Source organism: Ekhidna sp. (assembly GCF_964218185.1).
Lineage (GTDB): Bacteria > Bacteroidota > Bacteroidia > Cytophagales > Cyclobacteriaceae > Ekhidna.
Genome location: NZ_CAXPLV010000005.1, coordinates 661,101 through 679,449 on the forward strand (window position 1 = coordinate 661,101; position 18,349 = coordinate 679,449).

An 18,349-nucleotide genomic window follows, 5' to 3' on the forward strand; every position below is an offset into this window, starting at 1 on the left:
CGCATCAGTCAATAAAATTAATTTTTGTTTAAAAAATGGATACGAATAAAATAAATATTTGTTTAAAAAATGATTCATCAATTAGTGTTGGAAGATTAATGTCCCCTTGAGGGGACTACAGGGGTGCTCGTTGATTTGTTTGAAAACACCTAGCCTCCCTCAAGGGAGGAATCTGCATTGCGAAGAGACCTCCACGTCCACATGCCGGCGGCAAATTCAATAAAAGAAAAAGCGACTAAGGAGAGGGTACCTCTCTCAAAGACATAAAGCCAGATAAAGAATACGAACTGGATGATGCGAACCTGAACGGTAAAGCCAAAGAAAGGGATAAGGTTTGCCTGAGCATTGCGGATGTAATAGTAGCCAAGCACGATCACCACAAAGCCCAGGACTATTCTCCACACACTATCAGGATCCGGTATGCCGATGGCCTCCAAAATTGAGGAAGGCGATAGCAGAAGGAAAAGTCCCTCCAATAGGAGGTATGTCCCAAAGAAGCGGATTGTTTTAGCTGGCTTATTCATTTTTGGTATCTTTCAATGCACTTTCAATCTACTACAATGCGACTAAACCTAATTCTGTTTTTTCTTATCCCATTAGTCTGTATCAGTCAAACGCCCGCTGATCAGGTGCTGGCTAAATCAGTAGCCTATCATGATCCCACACAAATCTGGTCTAACCTGTCTGCAACATACACTTTCAAGGAAACAAGACCGGATGGTCCGGATAGGTCTACCGTCATCACCCTCGACAATTCAAATGGTTATATGAAGATCAATCGTAATGATGAGGAGGTGTATGAGGTAACGGGAGAAGTGGCGGAAGTTCTCAAAGGTGATAAAGACAAGGATCGGGCACTGGTACTTCGCAACTACTATCTCTATCTGTGGGGTTTGCCAATGAAGCTGCTTGATAAAGGCACTCCGGGAGTCGCTCTTGCCGATGATGAAAAGGTTGGCGGTAAGAATTGCAAGGTGCTAAGAGTGGCCTATGAAAAAGATACCTGGTATTTCTACATAGACGAAAACACCGGTCGCATGCTGCAATACAAATTTTATCAGGATCCGGGTGAAACCAAGGGCGAGCTGATCATATTGGAAGATGAGATTTCTGTGAAAGGAATAAAAACACCACAAAAAAGAAGCTGGCATACCCTGCCGGAAATGAAATATCTGGGAACGGATATTCTTTCAAACGTAGATTAAGTCTGCCGACTCTTCTTGAAAATCATTTACTTAACAAATGTGAAACTTATATATTATATTCACGTTTGTTAAGTAAATAATTCAAAAGCTTGTTGTTACTGTCACCCTGAACTCGTTTCAGGGTCTATTTTGAAAAGCTTTCAAATTCTTGAAAAGATTCTGAAACAAGTTCAGAATGACTTGAGGCTTTCGAATTTTAAAATTTTAATCTATGGAATATCAATTAGGGGAATTTGAAGAGCTCGTATTGCTGACGGTTGCAGCCCAGCATGATCAGGCTTATGGCGTTTCCATTCATGAATTTCTTACTGAAGAAACCAAAAAGAAGATCAACATCAGCGCGATACATGTAGCGCTGAAGCGATTGGAGAAAAAAGGATTTGTAGACTCTCGATTCGGTGGTATTACCGAGGAAAGAGGAGGGCGCAGAAAGAAATTCTACATCGTGACGGCTCTGGGAAAAAAGGTGCTGGATGCTTCACATGACTTGCGTACCAGTATCTATCAAAAGATACCACAGCTTCAATTTGTAAATATTTAAGGATGCCGGAATTGCAACCACCAAAATGGGCTATTCGCTTTTTGCGATGGTATTGTCGCGAAGACTATCTCGATGAGATAGAAGGAGACCTCTTTGAGTTTTTCTATCGTCGATCAGAGACTTCAAGGAGATCTGCCAACTTATTTTTTATCTGGAATGTGATTCGATCTTTTCGCTTTACTAACCTTAAAAAAACTCAACTCTCAAATAATTGGACTATGAACTTATTTAAGAATTATACAAAAATCTATTTACGTCGATTCCGTAAGGAGACGGTGCATTATCTGGTTAATATCCTTGGATTAGGAATGGGATTTTCTATCCTTTTTTTCATCCTCATGTATGTCTATGACGAACAAAATTTTGATCGGTATCATGAAAAAAAGGATCGGATTTACAGGGTCGTAACCGAGGTACAGGAAGATGATGGAATGCATAATTATCTATCGACTCCTGGTCCTTTGGCTGAAGCATTAAAAAATGAATTTCCTTCGGTTGAAGAGACTGCACACTTAACATACATGGGCTCGCAGGTGCTAGTGAAGGGAGATAAACGTATTGCTGAACGTGACTGGGCAATAGCAACCAGCAGTCTGTTTAAAATCCTGGATTTTGATATCGTTGATGGGAACCCTTTGAAGACCTTCAATGGCACGGCTGCTATGGTGATTACCGAGGATTTGGCGATGAGACTTTTTGACAAAACTGATGTAGTCGGAGAAGTCATTGATGATACCAATTTTGGTCCAACCGAAGTACTTGCAGTAATAAAAGAGATGCCTAAAAACTCAACCTACCAGTTTAGCAATATTTACATCGCTAATTATGCTCAATGGAGCGAGGGTTGGCAGAGATTTGTTAATTCCTGGGATGGCCGATTGGCGATGACCTGGGTACTTCTGAAAGAGGGTGCTACACCTGATGAGATCACAGATTTTCAAGAAAATTTTTTAGCAAAATATTTGACAGATGATCATGAAATTAAAGGGCTTCAATTGCAAAACATTCAGGGTATTCACCTTGAATCCAACGATATTGAGCGTGGAGGGATGAGCCCCCAACAGGCAATCCCAAATAGTGACCAGGAGTTTGTGAGTATGATTATGATCATGGGTCTACTGGTCATATTTATAGCCGCTCTCAATTACATCAACCTATCATCTGTGCAGGCACTTAAGCGCACACTGGAAGCAAGTATGCGAAAAATCAACGGTGCTAATAACAAGCACTTACTTATTCAACTCTTCTTTGAAACGCTTCTTACCGTGATGATCGCCTATGCAATTTCGCTGCTTTTGGTGGTGGTGCTCTTTCCTTTTTTCAAGGAAATTGCGAACAAAGATTTCTCTGTAGGATTGTTATTCACCCTGGATTTTGTCGCGTACCACATTGGTTCAATCCTGATCATATGGCTGGTTTCAGCCATGCTTCCAGCGCTTTACTATTCAAAGTTAAAGAGGTCACTACTGGTTCTAAAGAATGCCTTTTCCGGCAAAGGAGACTTGCTTCGCAAAGGGTTGGTCGGTGTTCAGTATGCCTTATCAATCTTTTTGATCATTGGCTCGATAGTTATCTATCGCCAGCTAAACTATGTCCAAACAAAAGATCTGGGTTTCGAAAACAAAAATCTGATCGTTTTGGATATTAACTCCGGAAGTGCGAGAAGAAATTTCAGAGAAATAATCAATGGAATTCAGCAGCATGCTGATGTAGTGAACGCATCTACCTCCTCGCGTGTGCCCGGTGAATGGAAAAACTTACCCACAGCTAAGTTGGCGACTAACCTTACGGATAATGCTATAGAAGCAAGCCATTACGGAATCGATCACCGTTGGATCGACACATATCAGATGGAATTGAGCGAAGGGAGAAATTTCTCCGGGAATGACCAGTCTGACAGCCTCGATATTATTATCAATTCAGAAACGGCTGCAATGCTGAATTTTGATGATCCGATTGGTAAGAGTATTTGGGTAATGAATGAAGATGATTCCGTGCAAATGGAAATCATTGGGCTTATCGAAGACTTTCATTTTGAGTCCTTGTATTTACCGATAGGGCCGGTGTTACTCACCAGCTGGAATAATCATATTCGATCCATCGACTATTTTACTATTCGATACAAGTCAAACGTACAAGAAACCATTGCCCATATTGAGGAAGTCAATGCTACGTTCGACCCGGAAACTCCCGCAGAAATAAACTTTCTGGATGAACAATGGAAACGATATTATCAGGCTGAGGAGAGTCGAGCTTCTATCATTCTCATCGCATCCATTGTTTCAATAATCATCTCCGCTTTTGGTTTATTCGGGCTGATCAACTTTACTGTGGAGCGTAAGACGAAAGAGATTGGAATTAGAAAAGTGATGGGTGCCAACATTCAAAACATTACCACCTTGATTTTGAAGGATTATCTCATTTTGTTGATTATTTCTTTGTTGATAGCAGCACCTGTTTCCTGGTGGCTATTTAGTGATTGGCTATCAGATTTTGCTTATCGAATTAATCTTAGCGCTGATCTGTTTGTGATTGCTTTTGTGTTGGTGCTGATCATTTCATTCACCACCGTCCTTAGCAGGATTTACAAAATCGCAAAGTCCAACCCAGTGCAATCTATCCGATACGAGTGATGAAACTAAAACTTTTACTACTGATTTCGATCTGCGCATTCTCGCAGATTCATGGACAGAATGCGTCTTTAGTCAAAGAGCAGCAGCTTTTCATTGGCATGCTTTCAGGTAAATATCAAACACCTAATGGTGAATATATTCTCGCCAGAGGATCTGCCGAAGAAAGGGAAATGGCAAAAGAACTTTTGGTCGATCAAATAGCTGATATTGGTTTGGAACCTAAGGTACATTCATACCGGATGCCGAATCTCAATCCATTCATTGATTTGCTTTTTTCTCCATTTAAAGGAGCCAATGTATATGCAGTTCTTCCTGCCACAACCGAGAGCAATGAATATGTAGTGCTAGGCGCACACTACGATTCCGAAGTGGAATGTCCGGGGGCTATTGATAATGCGACCGGATCCGCATTGATTTTCAGCGTAGTAAAGCACTTGAAGTCATCGAAAAATAGATCCAAAAATGTTATTCTGGTCTTTTTTGATCAGGAAGAGGAAGAGCTGGTTGGAAGCCGGGCTTATGCCAAGTTTTTGAAAGGGAAAGATTGGGATATCCATTCGGTTCATACGTTTGACATGGTAGGTTGGGATGGTGATGGGAATAAAGAAATGGAGTTGGAATTACCAACTCCCTATCTGGAAGATGTTTATCAAAATAAAGCTGATGAGTTAGGGATTCCTCTTTATGTGACTTCCATCACCTCAACAGATCATCATTCTTTCCGGCAGCTTGGTTTTCCTGCGATTGGCGTCAATGAGGCATATGGGAAACGGGACTCCTCTCCTTACAAGGACACCCCTGAGGACACCTATGAAACGGTGAATTTTGATTACCTGGCAGGATCTACATTGTACGTTTTAGAAGTCATGAAAGAAATATTGAAATGAGACAGATAAAGGAAAATATATCAGTACTTCCTCTTCTTTCATTAGCACTTGTCATAAGTATCTTAGCTTTTCTCTACAAAGGGATAAGCTATTTACTCATTGGCAGCAGCATCCCTTTTTTGATAGGATTGATCATGCTTGCTTTGATTGTATATGGCTATAATCATCGAAATCGACGTTCCAGGAGAATCTTTCGTTTCTGGGGATGGATGCTCGTTTTTTGGGGTACTGTCAGGCTGTTGATGGAACTTATGTTCATCCTTACTTCTATCACCGAAGAACACATTCAAAATCAATTTACGATTGGTCAAAAATTACTCAGTATAAGTTTCATCTTAATCGGGATATTCATAATTAGAAAAGCTCAATTCTACCGTGAAGTGTCTGTTTGATCAAAAGTGCTTTTGTCGAAAAAAAAGGAAATTCTTACAAATCGGTACCCAATCTGAAACTTAAGGGTACTATTTCCGGTTGTTTTATCGTATATTAAAAAGTTAATCATTGCAAAATCAGGTTTGAAGAGCCTATCTTTGCAGATTGCTTTTTTATATCCATAACAATTTAGTTTTTAATAAGATAATATGCGACAGTTAAAGATTACCCAGTCAATTACCAACAGGAGAGAGAGCCACACCCTGGAGAAATATTTTACTGAGGTAAGTAACGTTCCAATGATTACTCCTGATGAGGAGGTGACGCTTGCCAAGCGTATCAAGGAGGGAGATGATCTTGCATTGGAAAAACTCGTAAAAGCAAACCTAAGATTCGTGGTGTCTGTGGCTAAGCAGTACCAGAATCGAAGTTTACCACTCAATGATTTGATCAACGAAGGAAACCTTGGATTGATTAAGGCAGCAAAGAAATTTGACGAAACAAAAGGATTTAAATTCATCTCTTACGCCGTATGGTGGATTCGTCAGTCCATTATGCAGGCACTTGCAGAGCAGTCTCGAATAGTTCGTCTACCGATGAACAAATCTGGTGCAATCAACCAGATCAGAAGAGCCTATGCAGAGCTGGAGCAGCAGTTTGAGCGCGAGCCGACTGAAGAAGAATTGGCTGACATCCTGGACATGAAGCCTAGCGAAGTGAGAAATACACTGGGTGCTGAGGTGAAGCAAATGTCAATGGATGCACCTTTCGGTGAAGACGAAAGCGGTTCACTACTTGACGTTCTCGAAAATGTGACCACTGGCCCAACCGATGGAAATCTTGTATTCAATGATTCATTGAAAGTAGAGACCATGAGAGCACTTTCTACACTTACTGCCCGTGAGAGGGAAGTAGTGATGATGAGCTTTGGAATCGGATGTGATAACCCATTCACTTTGGAAGAGATTGGTGACGCAATGGGCTTGACTCGTGAAAGAGTAAGACAAATTCGTGAGAAAGCACTTCAGAAATTGAGAGAACCGGGCAAAAACAGAAGACTGAAAGAATTCTGCGCAAGCTAAAACTGGGAAAAGCATTAACTTAAACCGCCAACTGGCGGTTTTTTTTTGCTCAAAATTTAAGAATGCCAATTCACAATCAACTTGCCTATGCGCTGGATCGAAATGATCAGGAACCCAACAAACGGGTGGCACAGCAGATTGTTGATGCAGGAAGAGAAGAGGAAGTAAGAGAGTTGGTTTCTTTCATAGAAACCGGACCTAAGCAAAGGGCACAGTCGGATGTGATATTGGCATTGGCTTATGTTGGAGAGCAAGCTCCAAAGTTGCTTGCAAATCAGGCAGATTTCTTGATTAGTCAATTGAGCAGTCCAATCAATCGGGTGGTTTTTGGTAGCATGATAGGATTATCTCACATCGCTCACCTCAAGAAAGAAACACTCTACGATTCGCTTCCTCAGATTATCGATGCGATGGATGCGGGGACGGTGGTGACGCGGGATTATGGATTCCGAATCATGGTCACTTTGTATGAGGATACCAATTTGCAGGAGGATATGTTTTTGCTCATACAGGAGCAGTTGATGAAGGCTCCTTCCAATCAGCTAGGGCAGTATGCTGAGCGATTGATAGAGGTTTTGAACAAAAATCACCTAAAACCGCTTATTGATACGCTGGAAGAAAGACGGAATGATGTGAGCAATGAGCATCATATAAAAAGACTTAACAAAAACCTTAAAAAGCTGTACAAACAACTATGATTCACTGGGACGATTTTGCAAAAATTGATATGCGTGTGGGTACGATTAAAAAAGCGGAAGAATTCCCTGAAGCCATTAAGCCCGCTTATATTCTTACGATTGATTTTGGTCCTGAGATAGGAATCAAAAAAAGCTCCGCGCAGATTACCACCCTTTACAACAAGAAACGACTGAAGGGCGAGCAGGTGATCGCTGTAGTTAACTTCCCTCCAAAGCAAATTGGTCCATTTATGAGTGAATGCCTGGTGATGGGGATCTATAATGAAAATGAAGAAGTCGTGCTCCTCCGTCCGCAGCGTGAGGTGATGAATGGATGTAAGGTTGGATAATGGATGGGTGTTGCCTTTCTTTGCGCACCTAACGAAAAATCTCAGAAATAAATGCCCCAACTTCACCTTGTTTCCTGGAATGTCAATGGCATTCGAGCCATGATAAAAAAAGACTTTATCAAAGACGTGAAGGAGATGAATCCCGACATTTTGTGTCTACAGGAAACCAAAGGCCAGCCGGAAGATGTGAAAACTGCACTTCAGCTTTTGCCGGAATACGAAGTAGCCGTAAACTCTTCAAAAGCCCGAAAAGGTTACTCAGGTACGGCTATACTTTCCAAAGAAAAGCCCCTTGAAGTCTTTTATGATATGGGCATTGAGGAACACGATCAGGAGGGGAGAGTGATCGCGGCAGAGTTTGAAAACTTCTTTGTAGTGACGGTATATACACCAAACTCAGGTGAGGGAATGAAGCGTCTGGATTATCGTGAAACCTGGGACGAAGCTTTCCGAGAGTATATCATCAGCCTGGAAGAGAAAAAACCAGTGATTATTTGTGGGGATCTCAACGTGGCACACACGGAGATTGATCTGGAGCGAAGCAAAGAAAATTACAACAAGCAGTCAGGCCACACGCAAGTAGAGATTGATGGGTTGGAGGCACTGCTTAATGAAGGCTACATTGACACTTTTAGAATGAAGTATCCGGATGAGGTGAAGTACTCCTGGTGGAACTACAAGTACCGGGCACGTGAGCGAAACGTAGGTTGGCGTATTGATTATTTTCTCGTGAGCGAAAAGCTAAAAGACCAGGTAGCAGAAGCTCACATTTACAACGAATATTTTGGATCGGATCACTGTCCGGTCGGGTTAAAACTTAATAGCTAAGAAGCATGGAAACGAAACAAATTCCCTTAAATGACCTGCATGTAAAACTGGGTGGCAAGATGGTACCTTTTGCAGGATACAATATGCCTGTCCGATACTCATCCGACAAAGAAGAGCACATCACAGTGCGAGAAGCCGTTGGCGTTTTTGATGTTTCTCACATGGGGGAGTTCATGCTGCGTGGACCTCATGCTTTGGATCTGATCCAATGGGTCACCAGCAATGATGCATCTAAAATTGTGGATGGCCAGGCGCAGTACTCGTGCCTTCCAAATGATAAAGGAGGAATCGTGGACGATCTTTTAGTCTACAAGATGAAGGATGAGGAGTATATGCTCGTTGTGAATGCTTCCAACATCGAAAAGGACTGGAACTGGATCAAGAGCCAGGATAAATGGGGGGTGGATATGGAGAATATCTCCGATGACATTGTGCTTTTAGCGGTACAGGGGCCGAAGGCTGTTGATGCATTGCAAAAGCTCACAGATGTCAACCTTTCAGAAGTGAAGTTCTACACGTTTGTTCAGGACAAGCTTGCTGGAAAAGAGATGATCATTTCAGCAACCGGATATACCGGTTCCGGTGGATTTGAGCTGTATATCAATAAGGCTGATGCTGAAGAAGTATGGAACAAAATTTTTGAGGCAGGTGAGGAATTCGGCATTAAGCCAATCGGACTGGGAGCCAGAGATACGCTGAGACTTGAGAAAGGATTTTGCTTGTATGGGAATGACATTACGGACGAGACTTCCCCGTTGGAAGCAGGACTGGGCTGGGTGACCAAGTTCACCAAAGATTTTGTGAATGCAGAGAATCTGAAAGCTCAGAAAGAAGCCGGAGTAACTCGAAAACTGGTAGGTTTTGAAATGGTGGAACGAGGTATCCCTCGCCATGATTATGAGTTGGCTGATCTGGATGGAAATATCATAGGTAAGGTGACATCAGGTACCATGTCTCCTTCGTTGAACCTTGGAATAGGAATGGGTTATGTGACTGTGGAGCACAGCAAGCCTGATTCAGAAATTAATGTGATCATTCGTGATAAGCCAGTGAAGGCTAAGGTTGTGAGACCACCGTTTTTGAAATGAACACAGAACAACTCCATGCAAATCTTGTAAGGCTTGAAATTCCACATTGGACCTACCAGCTTTATGATGGACCCATTGACGATCGTCTTGTTTTGGAAGAGAGGAAAGGAAAATGGCTCGTATACTTTAGTGAAAGGGGAGGAAAGCATAATTTAAGCACATTTGATAGTGAACCTGAAGCCTGTGATCACTTCTTTGAAATGGCTAAAAAATACCTGACTAGAAAATGAAAACCATCGAAGTTTGTTTAACACCTGACCTTATCCACCAGCATGCCTTAAAAGGAAAGCTGGTGGTGGTTGTTGACATTTTCCGCGCCACCTCCTGCATCGTAACGGGGCTGGCCAATGGTGTGGAGGCGATCAAGCCCGTGGCGGAGATTGATGAATGCAAGGCACTGGGAACGGAAGGGTATGTCATGGCCGGTGAGCGTGGAGGTGTCAAAGTAGAAGGGTTTGATATGGGCAATTCTCCTTTTGAATACCAGAGTGAGGAGCTAAAAGGTAAAAAAGTGGCGATTTCCACGACGAATGGCTCGCAAGCCATCATCAAATCAAAAGAAGCAGATGAAATTATCGTTGGGGCGTTTCTAAACCTCGATGCAGTAACCCAACATATCCTGCAGGCAAAGAAAGATGTGGTCATTCACTGTGCAGGGTGGAAAGGCACTCCAAACCTCGAGGATACCCTTTTCGCCGGCGCTTTAATTGATGAGTGTGCTGAGGAAATGAAGCCGGTAGGCGACTCTGCCCTCGTGGCACACCACTTATATATTGCCAATCATGAGAATGTATTGGGACTGGCGCTTCAGTCCAGCCACGCTGAGCGACTCAAAGGCTTTGGCATAGAAGAAGACCTGGAGTTTTGCATGGAGGATAGCACGTATCAGGTAGTGCCTAAGCTGGTTGATGGGGAGTTGATAGCTTAGTTGGTATAAGTTCGAGACGATCATATCTCAGTAATCGCATCTGTTGTATCTGAATACAATCATTACTTCTTAGAAGCACACAAATCAATATTAGCATTATATAAGTACATACTGACCATGCACAGTTGCATATAATTAATAAATGATTATATTTATACATAATGTATTTACATATTGTCAATAGATGCTTACGTATAACTTATCTACCATTTTTTCCATAAGGGGTGTAAAGAATGGATACACATTTCTGAAGAAGCTGGGCATTGGGCATATAGCGGCGCATAACCTGGTATCTGGCAAGGTGAGATCTATCCGGCTGGATCATGTGGAGAAGATATGCCATGCGCTGCACTGCACACCCAATGACCTATTGGAGTGGGCTCCCGGAGATACCATGATCGCCTCTGATCATCCGCTTCACAAGCTCAGAGCCAGGGAGGAGAACCTAAACCTTTTGGCAGACATGAAAGATCTGCCACTGGACAAAGTAGCGGAGCTGAAACAGAAGCTAGCTGAGTGGAAGGGAGAGTGATTTGGCGTTATTTTAGACCTCAAATCACAACCCAATGAATTGGATATATCCACTCCTTGCTCTTGTTATCATTATCCAGGTTGCCATCTTCATCATGGCTCGCCGTATTCGTAAGCGAGAAAAGGAAAATAATGTGCTCTTAAAGTATAACATCGACTCTCGTCAGCGGGCGTGGCAGTTGCTCGGAGATCAGTCCGTCCCTGAGGAGGATAAGAGGAAGATTCAGGAGTATTATGATGGAGAGGAGTAATTTATTTATGTCATGCCGTGCCTGACAGGCATCTTCGCCTGAAGATCGCGGATCAAGTCCGCAATGACAGGATTGGGTTATTTCAACTTCTCATTTTCCAGGTGTCTTGTGCCATCCCTTAGGTTCTTTTTCTCCAGATTTTTCTTCAGCGCTTCTGTAAGATCCACACCAGTTTGGTTAGCCAGGCAGATGAGCACCCACAGTACGTCAGCCATCTCATCACCCAGGTCACGATTTTTATCAGATTCTTTGAAAGACTGCTCCCCATACTTTCTTGCTATGATGCGAGCCAGTTCGCCCACCTCTTCGGTAAGTATGGCCATGTTTGTGAGCTCATTGAAGTAGCGTACCCCTTTCGTTTTTATCCACTCGTCTACTACCCGCTGTGCTTCTTCTATGGTCATCGGTTGCTATTGGCCTCCAGGTTTTCGTTGATATGCTTCAGTTCAAATCCCTCTTTTTCCAGCTTGGATAAAAAGAATGCCATCCTGGTGCGTTCTTCGTTCATCAGGCTGTCCATGTTTGGGTCAAACTCTTTGAATGTTTCGTGTGGGAAACGCTTGCCGGGCTCGTAATGATCCTCCCAAAAGAGGCTTTCCACGATGGTGCCATCCTGATAATAATATTTGAATTCTTCAGCCAGACGATCGTCCATGAAGTTCATCATATGCCCGGAGAAGATGGGCTTATCATTTTCAAAATAGAAGTAATCATCGCGCTCAAAATGTGGTGTCTTGATGATGCCCACCAGCTTCATGAGTCGTCCTTCGTTGAAATATCCCCGCACTTTGTAAGATGAATCAGATTCTACAAAATCATCTTCTATGATGCTTACTCGGTGATTTTGATCTATGTGTCTGACTTTATAGTCTATCGCTTCGACCAGGTGACGGTTTTCTTTTTTGACCTCAGAGCCGCATGCCCAAAGCAGACTTAGAACGGAAAGGAGCAGTAGATTTCTCATGACATTAGGTTGGTTTTGATGAAAAGTTAATCAATTCCTACTTTGATCCTTGGCTTCCTTCCACGGACCTTGCATTTTTATCGATGTACTCTTGCGGACAATTATTCAGGGATTGTGAATAAATTCAAACAAAAAATTGCCATTTGCGTGCATAGAGAAACAAAAAACATTAATCATTTAATAAACACAAATATGAAGTCACTAAAAGTTGCATCAATGCTGGCGCTGAGCCTCTTGTTGGTTTTTTCTGCTACCGCTCAAAAAGATAAAAGCAAGCGAAAAAGCCCTCCCGCTCAGGTAACCAAAGAAATTGATGGTACAAAGATCACAATCGATTACAGTCAGCCATCCAAACGAGGACGAGAAATTTTTGGTGGACTGGAGGCTTACGGTAAAGTATGGAGAACGGGAGCGAATGAGTCTAGCTGGATAGAAGTATCGAAGGATGTAGAAGTGGAGGGTGAGAAGCTTGCTGCCGGAAAGTATGGGCTGTTTACCATTCCCGGAGAAGATGAGTGGACCATCATTTTCAACAAGAAATGGGATGGCTGGGGCGCTTACGAATACAAAGAGGCAGACGATGTGCTGCGGGTAAAGGTGAAGCCTTCTTCACTGGATGGAGTGGTAGAGCAATTTACCATCAACATTGAAGATAGTGGAGATGTGATCCTTGCGTGGGATCAAACCCAGGTAGAGTTCTCGATTAGATAGAATTATAGATAAATAATGTGCCTCAAAAGCTGACCGTCATTGCGATCGAAGAGAAGCAATCTCGAATGAGTATCATGAAAGGTATAGAGATCGCTTCGGTTCCTCGCGAAGACGAGTTTTAATGCTTTTGAGGCACATTTTCTTATAAGATATTTAGATTTTGCTCTTTGATTTTTTCCAGCTCGTCTTTCATCATCACCACGGTGCGTTGAATTTCAGCATGGTTGGCTTTTGACCCAATGGTGTTGATCTCCCGTCCTATCTCCTGGGCGATGAATCCTAATTTCTTACCCGCATCGGCTTCTTTGTTGATCACTTCATCAAAGTAATCCAGATGCTGCTTTAAACGAACCTTCTCTTCGGAGATGTCCAATCGTTCCATGTAGAAAATAAGCTCCTGCTCAAATCTGTTTTCATCCACTTTCACCCGATCTCTGATCTCATCCAGATTTTTTTGCAAGCGAGCTCGTATGTTTTCAGACCTGCTCTCATCGTGCTCTTCCACGCTTTTTAGTCCTTCCCGGATGTTTGATATATACTCGGATAGTTTGCCTGTCAGCACTTCTCCTTCGCTTTTTCGAAAATCAATACATTGGTCGATGCTGGCCTGCAGGCTTGCTTTTATGTCTTTCCAGGGAATTGATTCCGGATCGATCTCTTGCTGCTTGATAACCTCGGGAGCCTGAAGGGCAAGCTTTACCAAATCCGAACTATGGCTATTCACTTCTTCAGTCAGCGCACTGAATTTTTCATAAAATGCTTTGAAGCGAGCTTCGTCTACCTGCACATCCAACGCGCTATCTCCGGCTACTTCCAGATCAATGGTTAGCATTACTTTTCCCCTCTTTAGCTGATCAGTAATTAGGCCTCTGATTTCGCCTTCCTTAGCCGAAAGCTCCTTGGGATATCGTGGTGAGAAATCAAGGAATTTGCTGTTTAAGGCTTTAATCTCTGTCTTGATCAACAGATTTTGACTCGTGCGTTCATCGCGCCCATAGCCTGTCATGGATTGTTGCATAGCGTGCAAAGGTAAGCTTTGCGCTAAAAGTCTAAGCCAAGTGTAAAATAATATCTGTAGTTCCTAACCTCACCATCGAGGTATGGTCTGGCGGCATCAAACTTGATGTAGTACCCGAAAAGCACGGTTCTCAAACCAAATCCAAAACCACCGAGGAGGGGATTCTGAAATTTTACAATCTCAGCGGTGAATGGAGGGCGGTCTTTAAATACCCGTGTGATTGGTCGCCCATCTTTGAAAGGTAGTGGACCGGTCCATACGGATCCCATATCCATAAACCCGATAATCTGGAAATTTCTAAGAAAGTTGGATTTGATAGGGCCATTGGTTAGGTATTGGAACACTGGCACTCTCAGTTCACTATTGAATACCAAAACATCAGAACCATAAGCTTCATTATAGTCCAACCCTCTAAGGTTAGTTACAAATTCGTTGAAGAGCAGATCGCTGTTGTCTTTGTTGTTGGTGATGGCCAGTGGGTCATCCTCGCCCAGAATGTCCATAGAAGCAAATAGCCAGTTGTCCATACCTCCCAACATAAAATACTTGCTGGCCGGACCCATTTGCTTTCCATATAAAATACGATTTGCCCAGGTGATTTCTTTGTGTATTTTCTGATAATGACGGAAATCAAATCTTATTTTACTGAAGTTTTTGCTTGCGTCTTCGGAATGAAAGTGAGCTGTGTATTCCAAAAGCGCACGTGTGCCCTCATAAAGATTAAATGACTTTTCTACTGTATTGTCAAAAATTAAAGCGAAGCTGGCACCAGCATATTTCTGTCTGCTGTTTTTAGCTAAATCAGAACCCTGACCATTTACACTTAGGTAATTGAGGTTGGTAAAGGATGTTTCTGTAAAAAATGGTGACGCCTCTACCCGGAATGTGTGAGTAATTGGGAGGGCAGCTGTTACCCTGAACCTGTTCAGCTTGTATTTGTGTCTGAACTCATTGTCCTGACTTTCCAGTAAGTATGTCTTTCTATCAATTCGTGCCTTGAAGTCCATCCAGTATTTCAGGTACTGGAACTCAGCGAAAATGTCTCCCTGCTTGAAATCTGTTTTTACCAATGCTCCACCCTTGATCTTGTAGTTTTCCAGCACATCGTTGATTTCGGTCTCCATGAACATCATGAAGTTTCTATAAGGATCCCACAGGAAGGATGTTATCACATTATTGAATGTAAACCGAGGGTTGTACGGTATCGGCCCGATGCGTTCGTTTTCCTGTTGGAAGCTCTGATATTTACTAAAAAATGATTCGGGCTGAAATGAAGATTCTGATTCATCCTCAAATACATAATTGTCCGTATCAATCCAGTTTGGGTCGTCTAACTCAGCAGAGTCACTCTCCTCAGGTTCATCTTCAAACTCGAAATCATCTGTATCAACTTCGTCTTTCACCTCGACAATCGGCTCCTTATTTTTCTCAGCATTTCTCAAGACCCTTGATACTACCAGAACAGCATTTTCTCTCCGTTTTCTTGGTGTTTCGGTAGTGAATTTGCTGGTGTTCAAGTCCGTCAAAGAGTCAAGATATACACGATCCTCTCCATCTCCCAGCATGGTGTAGGTCATCCGGGCAGGGTTGAAATGAAGGTCATAGCTGATGATGCTTTTGTCAAAATTGGTTATTTGGGTAGTTAGCGAGTCGAACAAATTATACCGATATAGATTGGAGATTCCCTGCTGATCGCTGAGGTAGTAAATTTCATTGATGTTCTTAGCATAAGGTTTTCTGTCTTCACTATAGGTATTTGTCAGTCTGAAAAACTTATTAGTTGTGGTGTCCAGGTCGTAAACAAACAAGTTGAAGTTTCTGTCCAGCGTTTCCAGTGGCACATCTTTAACATTTACCGAGTCACTTGCTCTATTGGAACTGAAGATAATCGCCGCTGTACCCGGTACAAAAATGGGATCCAGGTCGTCATAGATATCTCGAGTGATTCGCCTCAGTGCGTTTCTGTTCATGGCAATGAGGAAGATGTCGTTCTGCCCGTCGATATCTCCGGATATGACAGCAAGACGGCCATTGTCGTTGAATGAAAAACTCTCAATTTGACGAAAACGGTTGAGTGGCTTTTGACCTTTTTCACCAGTTTCTACATTGTAGGTATTTAGGTAGAGAAATCCTCTTCTAAACAGCACGACCCCAAGCGTATATTCATCCTGCCAGTCCAGGAGGGGCAAGTGATCATCAATATCCTGTCCGCTTATTCGGTATCCACCTCCAGTTATTTTTTTGGTTTGCCCGGTTACTAAATCGGTTACGTGAACTTCATATTTCCCACTTTTCAGCAAAGCATAAGCTACTTTATCTGCGTCTTTATTAAAGCTTATGGAAGTGGTTATTAGCTCCTTTGTGTTTTTGATATCCTTCAGCAATCGCTCATCACCTGACTTGGTGTAGTTTTCTTCTACTTCCAGACGTTGCAGTAAGTAGTAATTCTGCCAGTCATCCAGAAAAGTTTTGAAGGATACACCTAATGTGTTGGCAATGCTGTTTTCCTCTTTTCTAATGATCCGAGTGAGATTGAGAATGTTTGAAATATTACCTTCTCCATACTTTACACCAATGTAATTCCAAATACTTTGACCAACCACTGAAGCTGATTCACCATCGATTCGCTTAAGTTTCTTGATCTTTTTTCTGCCCATGTAATCTCGCAGGTAGTCATCCATTTCTCTGGACCACCCATAGGCGAGGTATCTGGCAGCACCATCAATAAACCAATCCGGAAGTGTGAGAAGGTAGCTGTTTTGGAAAATTTCCGCCAGGCTGCCTCCATACATCATGTCATTGATGAGGGTGCTGGAAAGCTTGTAGAGCAAATCTTCTTTAAACTTATTGGCCTGGCCTGGATAAGCAACTTCTAATTGGAGCTTGACAAACTCGGTCCGTCCCCCGATCGTGTAGACGGCTCCATCAATACCCACATTACTTTGCTGCAGATCGTGAATGGAATTGTAAATGAAAATCTTGGTCTTGCTATACGGCGCATAACCTAGCTTATCGGTCAGCTCTACAAATTCATCTTCCAGAAAATCAATGGCTTGAAGGGCATATTCCTGACCACCAGGATAGTAATAGATGTCGAAATTGTTGGTGCTGTAATAGTACCAGTCAAACTTTTTGTATTGGATTCTATTTTGTCCAAATGGCGTAGTGTAGTGCTGGCCAAAAGCCACACCCGTCACCAGAAAAAGTGGAAAAATGTATTTAAATAACCCTTTGAACATTTACTTCTTCGTCAATCTCACTCTTTTGTTGTAGCACATCCACAAAGTGCTTAGCGAAATACGGTGTTAAAGAAACACCTTTCGTGCCAAAACCATTAAAAATACCTAATGTTTTCTTTTCCGGATGCAAGCCTATATACGGTTTTCTGTCACGAGTCGCCGGCCTTACTCCAGCCCTTTTTTCTACAATCTCATAATTCCCACGATAAAGCTTCTTAAATCGTTCCTCAAGAGATTTTATAGCTTCCTCCTGAGGTTCGTATGTCAGGTTATTATGATCATAGGTTGATCCCACGGTAAAGCGATCAACTTTTGGAATCATAAAAACGCCCTGATTGATAATGTGGTTTGATTTTAGATCACATTTTATGTCGATGATATCCCCCCGTACAGGTCGGAATGGAAGCTCCCAATGTGGATTTTTGGAAAGTGATCCTTCGCAAAAAATCACTTTTTTGGCAATCCAGTGTTTGTAGGATATAGTATTTTCTTCAATAGCCATCTCTGAATAATCAAACACTTCTGAATGATATACTCCCTTATCAATGAAAAAAGTTTGCATGGCCTCCAACATGGCGGGAATATTGACATATCCGGAATGATTCAATACTATGCCGCCTAGTGGATCAATTACATCGGCATATCCCTTTGATTTGACCCTAAATTCGCTAAGATATTTTTGATGGAAATTATCTGCAGCTCTCCCCTCCCAGTCGTTTTGATCTTCAATGGTTTTAAAAGGACGATAGATGGGAATTTTATGTAGAAAATTTTTACAGGTCAATTTTTCAAGCTCCTCATACTGTCTTTCCAGCGTTGGAAAAAGTTCATCTGCTCGCCAGGTCTTCACCATTTTTCGACCCGTGATGGGATTATAAATTCCCGCTGCTTTTTGAGAGGAGGTTTCTTTTTTATCTTCGTTGATCACTATAATTGAAAGTTCTCTTTTTAGCATTTCGTAAGCGAGCCACGACCCTGCAATCCCCTGTCCAACGATGATATAATCTACCTTTGTTTCTCGCACTTTACTTTTGTGATCTCAAT

Annotated in this window: 21 protein-coding genes and 1 pseudogene; 16 read left to right on the plus strand and 6 right to left on the minus strand. The window is 42.3% G+C overall.

Features of this window, described 5'->3' with window-relative positions:
• Positions 1-149: 149 nt before the first annotated feature.
• Positions 150-524 (minus strand): hypothetical protein, encoded by a 375-nt coding sequence (locus tag ACEQZT_RS08435; RefSeq protein ID WP_370088994.1) that lies wholly within the window; start codon positions 522-524, stop codon positions 150-152.
• A gap of 36 nt (positions 525-560) precedes the next feature.
• Here ACEQZT_RS08435 and ACEQZT_RS08440 point away from each other — a divergent pair, with 36 nt between their 5' ends.
• The 15 genes and pseudogenes from ACEQZT_RS08440 to ACEQZT_RS08510 all read left to right on the plus strand — a co-directional run bounded on the left by ACEQZT_RS08440 (position 561) and on the right by ACEQZT_RS08510 (position 11,373).
• Positions 561-1,205 carry a DUF6503 family protein gene (locus tag ACEQZT_RS08440; RefSeq protein WP_370088995.1) on the plus strand — a complete coding sequence of 215 codons (645 nt, stop codon included), beginning with the start codon at positions 561-563 and terminating at the stop codon, positions 1,203-1,205.
• Positions 1,206-1,416: 211 nt separating this feature from the next.
• The gene (locus tag ACEQZT_RS08445) at positions 1,417-1,746 is read left to right on the plus strand and encodes a PadR family transcriptional regulator (protein WP_350222247.1); all 330 of its coding nucleotides are present in this window, start codon (positions 1,417-1,419) and stop codon (positions 1,744-1,746) included.
• A gap of 2 nt (positions 1,747-1,748) precedes the next feature.
• Positions 1,749-1,928 (plus strand): annotated as a pseudogene (locus tag ACEQZT_RS08450) (permease prefix domain 2-containing transporter); the annotation flags it as partial.
• A 36-nt stretch (positions 1,929-1,964) separates the two neighbouring features.
• Entirely contained in the window at positions 1,965-4,379 is a 2,415-nt protein-coding gene (locus ACEQZT_RS08455) for an ABC transporter permease (protein ID WP_372530156.1), read from the plus strand.
• Positions 4,379-5,266 carry a M28 family metallopeptidase gene (locus ACEQZT_RS08460; RefSeq protein WP_370088997.1) on the plus strand — a complete coding sequence of 296 codons (888 nt, stop codon included), beginning with the start codon at positions 4,379-4,381 and terminating at the stop codon, positions 5,264-5,266. Before ACEQZT_RS08455 ends, ACEQZT_RS08460 begins: the two co-directional genes overlap by 1 nt.
• Positions 5,263-5,658: a hypothetical protein gene (locus ACEQZT_RS08465; RefSeq protein WP_370088998.1), complete on the plus strand. Its 396-nt coding sequence runs from the start codon at positions 5,263-5,265 to the stop codon at positions 5,656-5,658. The genes ACEQZT_RS08460 and ACEQZT_RS08465 overlap by 4 nt, the downstream gene beginning before the upstream one ends.
• Before the next feature lie 189 nt (positions 5,659-5,847).
• Entirely contained in the window at positions 5,848-6,720 is an 873-nt protein-coding gene (locus ACEQZT_RS08470) for an RNA polymerase sigma factor RpoD/SigA (RefSeq protein WP_348280047.1), read from the plus strand.
• A gap of 62 nt (positions 6,721-6,782) precedes the next feature.
• Positions 6,783-7,418, plus strand: a complete 636-nt coding sequence (locus tag ACEQZT_RS08475; protein ID WP_370088999.1) for a hypothetical protein — start codon at positions 6,783-6,785, stop codon at positions 7,416-7,418.
• Positions 7,415-7,747 carry a tRNA-binding protein gene (locus ACEQZT_RS08480; RefSeq protein WP_370089000.1) on the plus strand — a complete coding sequence of 111 codons (333 nt, stop codon included), beginning with the start codon at positions 7,415-7,417 and terminating at the stop codon, positions 7,745-7,747. Before ACEQZT_RS08475 ends, ACEQZT_RS08480 begins: the two co-directional genes overlap by 4 nt.
• A 51-nt stretch (positions 7,748-7,798) precedes the next feature.
• On the plus strand, positions 7,799-8,575 hold the full coding sequence (locus ACEQZT_RS08485) for an exodeoxyribonuclease III (protein ID WP_370089001.1): 777 nt from the start codon (positions 7,799-7,801) through the stop codon (positions 8,573-8,575).
• 5 nt (positions 8,576-8,580) lie between these two features.
• Entirely contained in the window at positions 8,581-9,663 is a 1,083-nt protein-coding gene (gene gcvT, locus ACEQZT_RS08490; RefSeq protein ID WP_370089002.1) for a glycine cleavage system aminomethyltransferase GcvT, read from the plus strand.
• The gene (locus ACEQZT_RS08495; protein ID WP_370089003.1) at positions 9,660-9,893 is read left to right on the plus strand and encodes a hypothetical protein; all 234 of its coding nucleotides are present in this window, start codon (positions 9,660-9,662) and stop codon (positions 9,891-9,893) included. The genes gcvT and ACEQZT_RS08495 overlap by 4 nt, the downstream gene beginning before the upstream one ends.
• The gene (locus ACEQZT_RS08500) at positions 9,890-10,591 is read left to right on the plus strand and encodes a 2-phosphosulfolactate phosphatase (RefSeq protein ID WP_370089004.1); all 702 of its coding nucleotides are present in this window, start codon (positions 9,890-9,892) and stop codon (positions 10,589-10,591) included. The genes ACEQZT_RS08495 and ACEQZT_RS08500 overlap by 4 nt, the downstream gene beginning before the upstream one ends.
• A gap of 184 nt (positions 10,592-10,775) precedes the next feature.
• Positions 10,776-11,123: a helix-turn-helix domain-containing protein gene (locus ACEQZT_RS08505; RefSeq protein WP_370089005.1), complete on the plus strand. Its 348-nt coding sequence runs from the start codon at positions 10,776-10,778 to the stop codon at positions 11,121-11,123.
• Positions 11,124-11,157: 34 nt separating this feature from the next.
• Positions 11,158-11,373 (plus strand): hypothetical protein, encoded by a 216-nt coding sequence (locus ACEQZT_RS08510; RefSeq protein WP_370089006.1) that lies wholly within the window; start codon positions 11,158-11,160, stop codon positions 11,371-11,373.
• A gap of 77 nt (positions 11,374-11,450) precedes the next feature.
• Here the strand turns inward: ACEQZT_RS08510 and ACEQZT_RS08515 are convergent, their stop codons facing one another.
• Both ACEQZT_RS08515 and ACEQZT_RS08520 read right to left on the minus strand, forming a co-directional pair.
• Positions 11,451-11,777 carry a nucleotide pyrophosphohydrolase gene (locus ACEQZT_RS08515; RefSeq protein ID WP_370089007.1) on the minus strand — a complete coding sequence of 109 codons (327 nt, stop codon included), beginning with the start codon at positions 11,775-11,777 and terminating at the stop codon, positions 11,451-11,453.
• The gene (locus tag ACEQZT_RS08520; RefSeq protein WP_370089008.1) at positions 11,774-12,337 is read right to left on the minus strand and encodes a hypothetical protein; all 564 of its coding nucleotides are present in this window, start codon (positions 12,335-12,337) and stop codon (positions 11,774-11,776) included. Before ACEQZT_RS08520 ends, ACEQZT_RS08515 begins: the two co-directional genes overlap by 4 nt.
• A 192-nt stretch (positions 12,338-12,529) precedes the next feature.
• Here ACEQZT_RS08520 and ACEQZT_RS08525 point away from each other — a divergent pair, with 192 nt between their 5' ends.
• Positions 12,530-13,048: a DUF2911 domain-containing protein gene (locus tag ACEQZT_RS08525; RefSeq protein ID WP_370089009.1), complete on the plus strand. Its 519-nt coding sequence runs from the start codon at positions 12,530-12,532 to the stop codon at positions 13,046-13,048.
• Positions 13,049-13,190: 142 nt separating this feature from the next.
• Here the strand turns inward: ACEQZT_RS08525 and ACEQZT_RS08530 are convergent, their stop codons facing one another.
• From ACEQZT_RS08530 to ACEQZT_RS08540, 3 genes are read right to left on the minus strand one after another with little or no spacing between them, the layout of a single operon-like run.
• The gene (locus tag ACEQZT_RS08530; protein WP_370089010.1) at positions 13,191-14,066 is read right to left on the minus strand and encodes a YicC/YloC family endoribonuclease; all 876 of its coding nucleotides are present in this window, start codon (positions 14,064-14,066) and stop codon (positions 13,191-13,193) included.
• 23 nt (positions 14,067-14,089) lie between these two features.
• Positions 14,090-17,305 carry a translocation protein TolB gene (locus ACEQZT_RS08535; RefSeq protein WP_370089011.1) on the minus strand — a complete coding sequence of 1,072 codons (3,216 nt, stop codon included), beginning with the start codon at positions 17,303-17,305 and terminating at the stop codon, positions 14,090-14,092.
• Positions 17,286-18,329, minus strand: a complete 1,044-nt coding sequence (locus ACEQZT_RS08540) for an NAD(P)/FAD-dependent oxidoreductase (protein WP_370089012.1) — start codon at positions 18,327-18,329, stop codon at positions 17,286-17,288. The genes ACEQZT_RS08535 and ACEQZT_RS08540 overlap by 20 nt, the downstream gene beginning before the upstream one ends.
• Positions 18,330-18,349 lie beyond the last annotated feature (20 nt).

Excerpts from the sequence above, each read along its gene's own strand:
- ACEQZT_RS08435 (WP_370088994.1), bottom strand. The coding sequence starts at position 524 with ATGAATAAGCCAGCTAAAACAATCCGCTTCTTTGGGACATACCTCCTA.
- ACEQZT_RS08440 (WP_370088995.1), top strand. The coding sequence starts at position 561 with ATGCGACTAAACCTAATTCTGTTTTTTCTTATCCCATTAGTCTGTATC.
- ACEQZT_RS08445 (WP_350222247.1), top strand. The coding sequence starts at position 1,417 with ATGGAATATCAATTAGGGGAATTTGAAGAGCTCGTATTGCTGACGGTT.
- ACEQZT_RS08455 (WP_372530156.1), top strand. The coding sequence starts at position 1,965 with ATGAACTTATTTAAGAATTATACAAAAATCTATTTACGTCGATTCCGT.
- ACEQZT_RS08460 (WP_370088997.1), top strand. The coding sequence starts at position 4,379 with ATGAAACTAAAACTTTTACTACTGATTTCGATCTGCGCATTCTCGCAG.
- ACEQZT_RS08465 (WP_370088998.1), top strand. The coding sequence starts at position 5,263 with ATGAGACAGATAAAGGAAAATATATCAGTACTTCCTCTTCTTTCATTA.
- ACEQZT_RS08470 (WP_348280047.1), top strand. The coding sequence starts at position 5,848 with ATGCGACAGTTAAAGATTACCCAGTCAATTACCAACAGGAGAGAGAGC.
- ACEQZT_RS08475 (WP_370088999.1), top strand. The coding sequence starts at position 6,783 with ATGCCAATTCACAATCAACTTGCCTATGCGCTGGATCGAAATGATCAG.
- ACEQZT_RS08480 (WP_370089000.1), top strand. The coding sequence starts at position 7,415 with ATGATTCACTGGGACGATTTTGCAAAAATTGATATGCGTGTGGGTACG.
- ACEQZT_RS08485 (WP_370089001.1), top strand. The coding sequence starts at position 7,799 with ATGCCCCAACTTCACCTTGTTTCCTGGAATGTCAATGGCATTCGAGCC.
- gcvT (WP_370089002.1), top strand. The coding sequence starts at position 8,581 with ATGGAAACGAAACAAATTCCCTTAAATGACCTGCATGTAAAACTGGGT.
- ACEQZT_RS08495 (WP_370089003.1), top strand. The coding sequence starts at position 9,660 with ATGAACACAGAACAACTCCATGCAAATCTTGTAAGGCTTGAAATTCCA.
- ACEQZT_RS08500 (WP_370089004.1), top strand. The coding sequence starts at position 9,890 with ATGAAAACCATCGAAGTTTGTTTAACACCTGACCTTATCCACCAGCAT.
- ACEQZT_RS08505 (WP_370089005.1), top strand. The coding sequence starts at position 10,776 with ATGCTTACGTATAACTTATCTACCATTTTTTCCATAAGGGGTGTAAAG.
- ACEQZT_RS08510 (WP_370089006.1), top strand. The coding sequence starts at position 11,158 with ATGAATTGGATATATCCACTCCTTGCTCTTGTTATCATTATCCAGGTT.
- ACEQZT_RS08515 (WP_370089007.1), bottom strand. The coding sequence starts at position 11,777 with ATGACCATAGAAGAAGCACAGCGGGTAGTAGACGAGTGGATAAAAACG.
- ACEQZT_RS08520 (WP_370089008.1), bottom strand. The coding sequence starts at position 12,337 with ATGAGAAATCTACTGCTCCTTTCCGTTCTAAGTCTGCTTTGGGCATGC.
- ACEQZT_RS08525 (WP_370089009.1), top strand. The coding sequence starts at position 12,530 with ATGAAGTCACTAAAAGTTGCATCAATGCTGGCGCTGAGCCTCTTGTTG.
- ACEQZT_RS08530 (WP_370089010.1), bottom strand. The coding sequence starts at position 14,066 with ATGCAACAATCCATGACAGGCTATGGGCGCGATGAACGCACGAGTCAA.
- ACEQZT_RS08535 (WP_370089011.1), bottom strand. The coding sequence starts at position 17,305 with ATGTTCAAAGGGTTATTTAAATACATTTTTCCACTTTTTCTGGTGACG.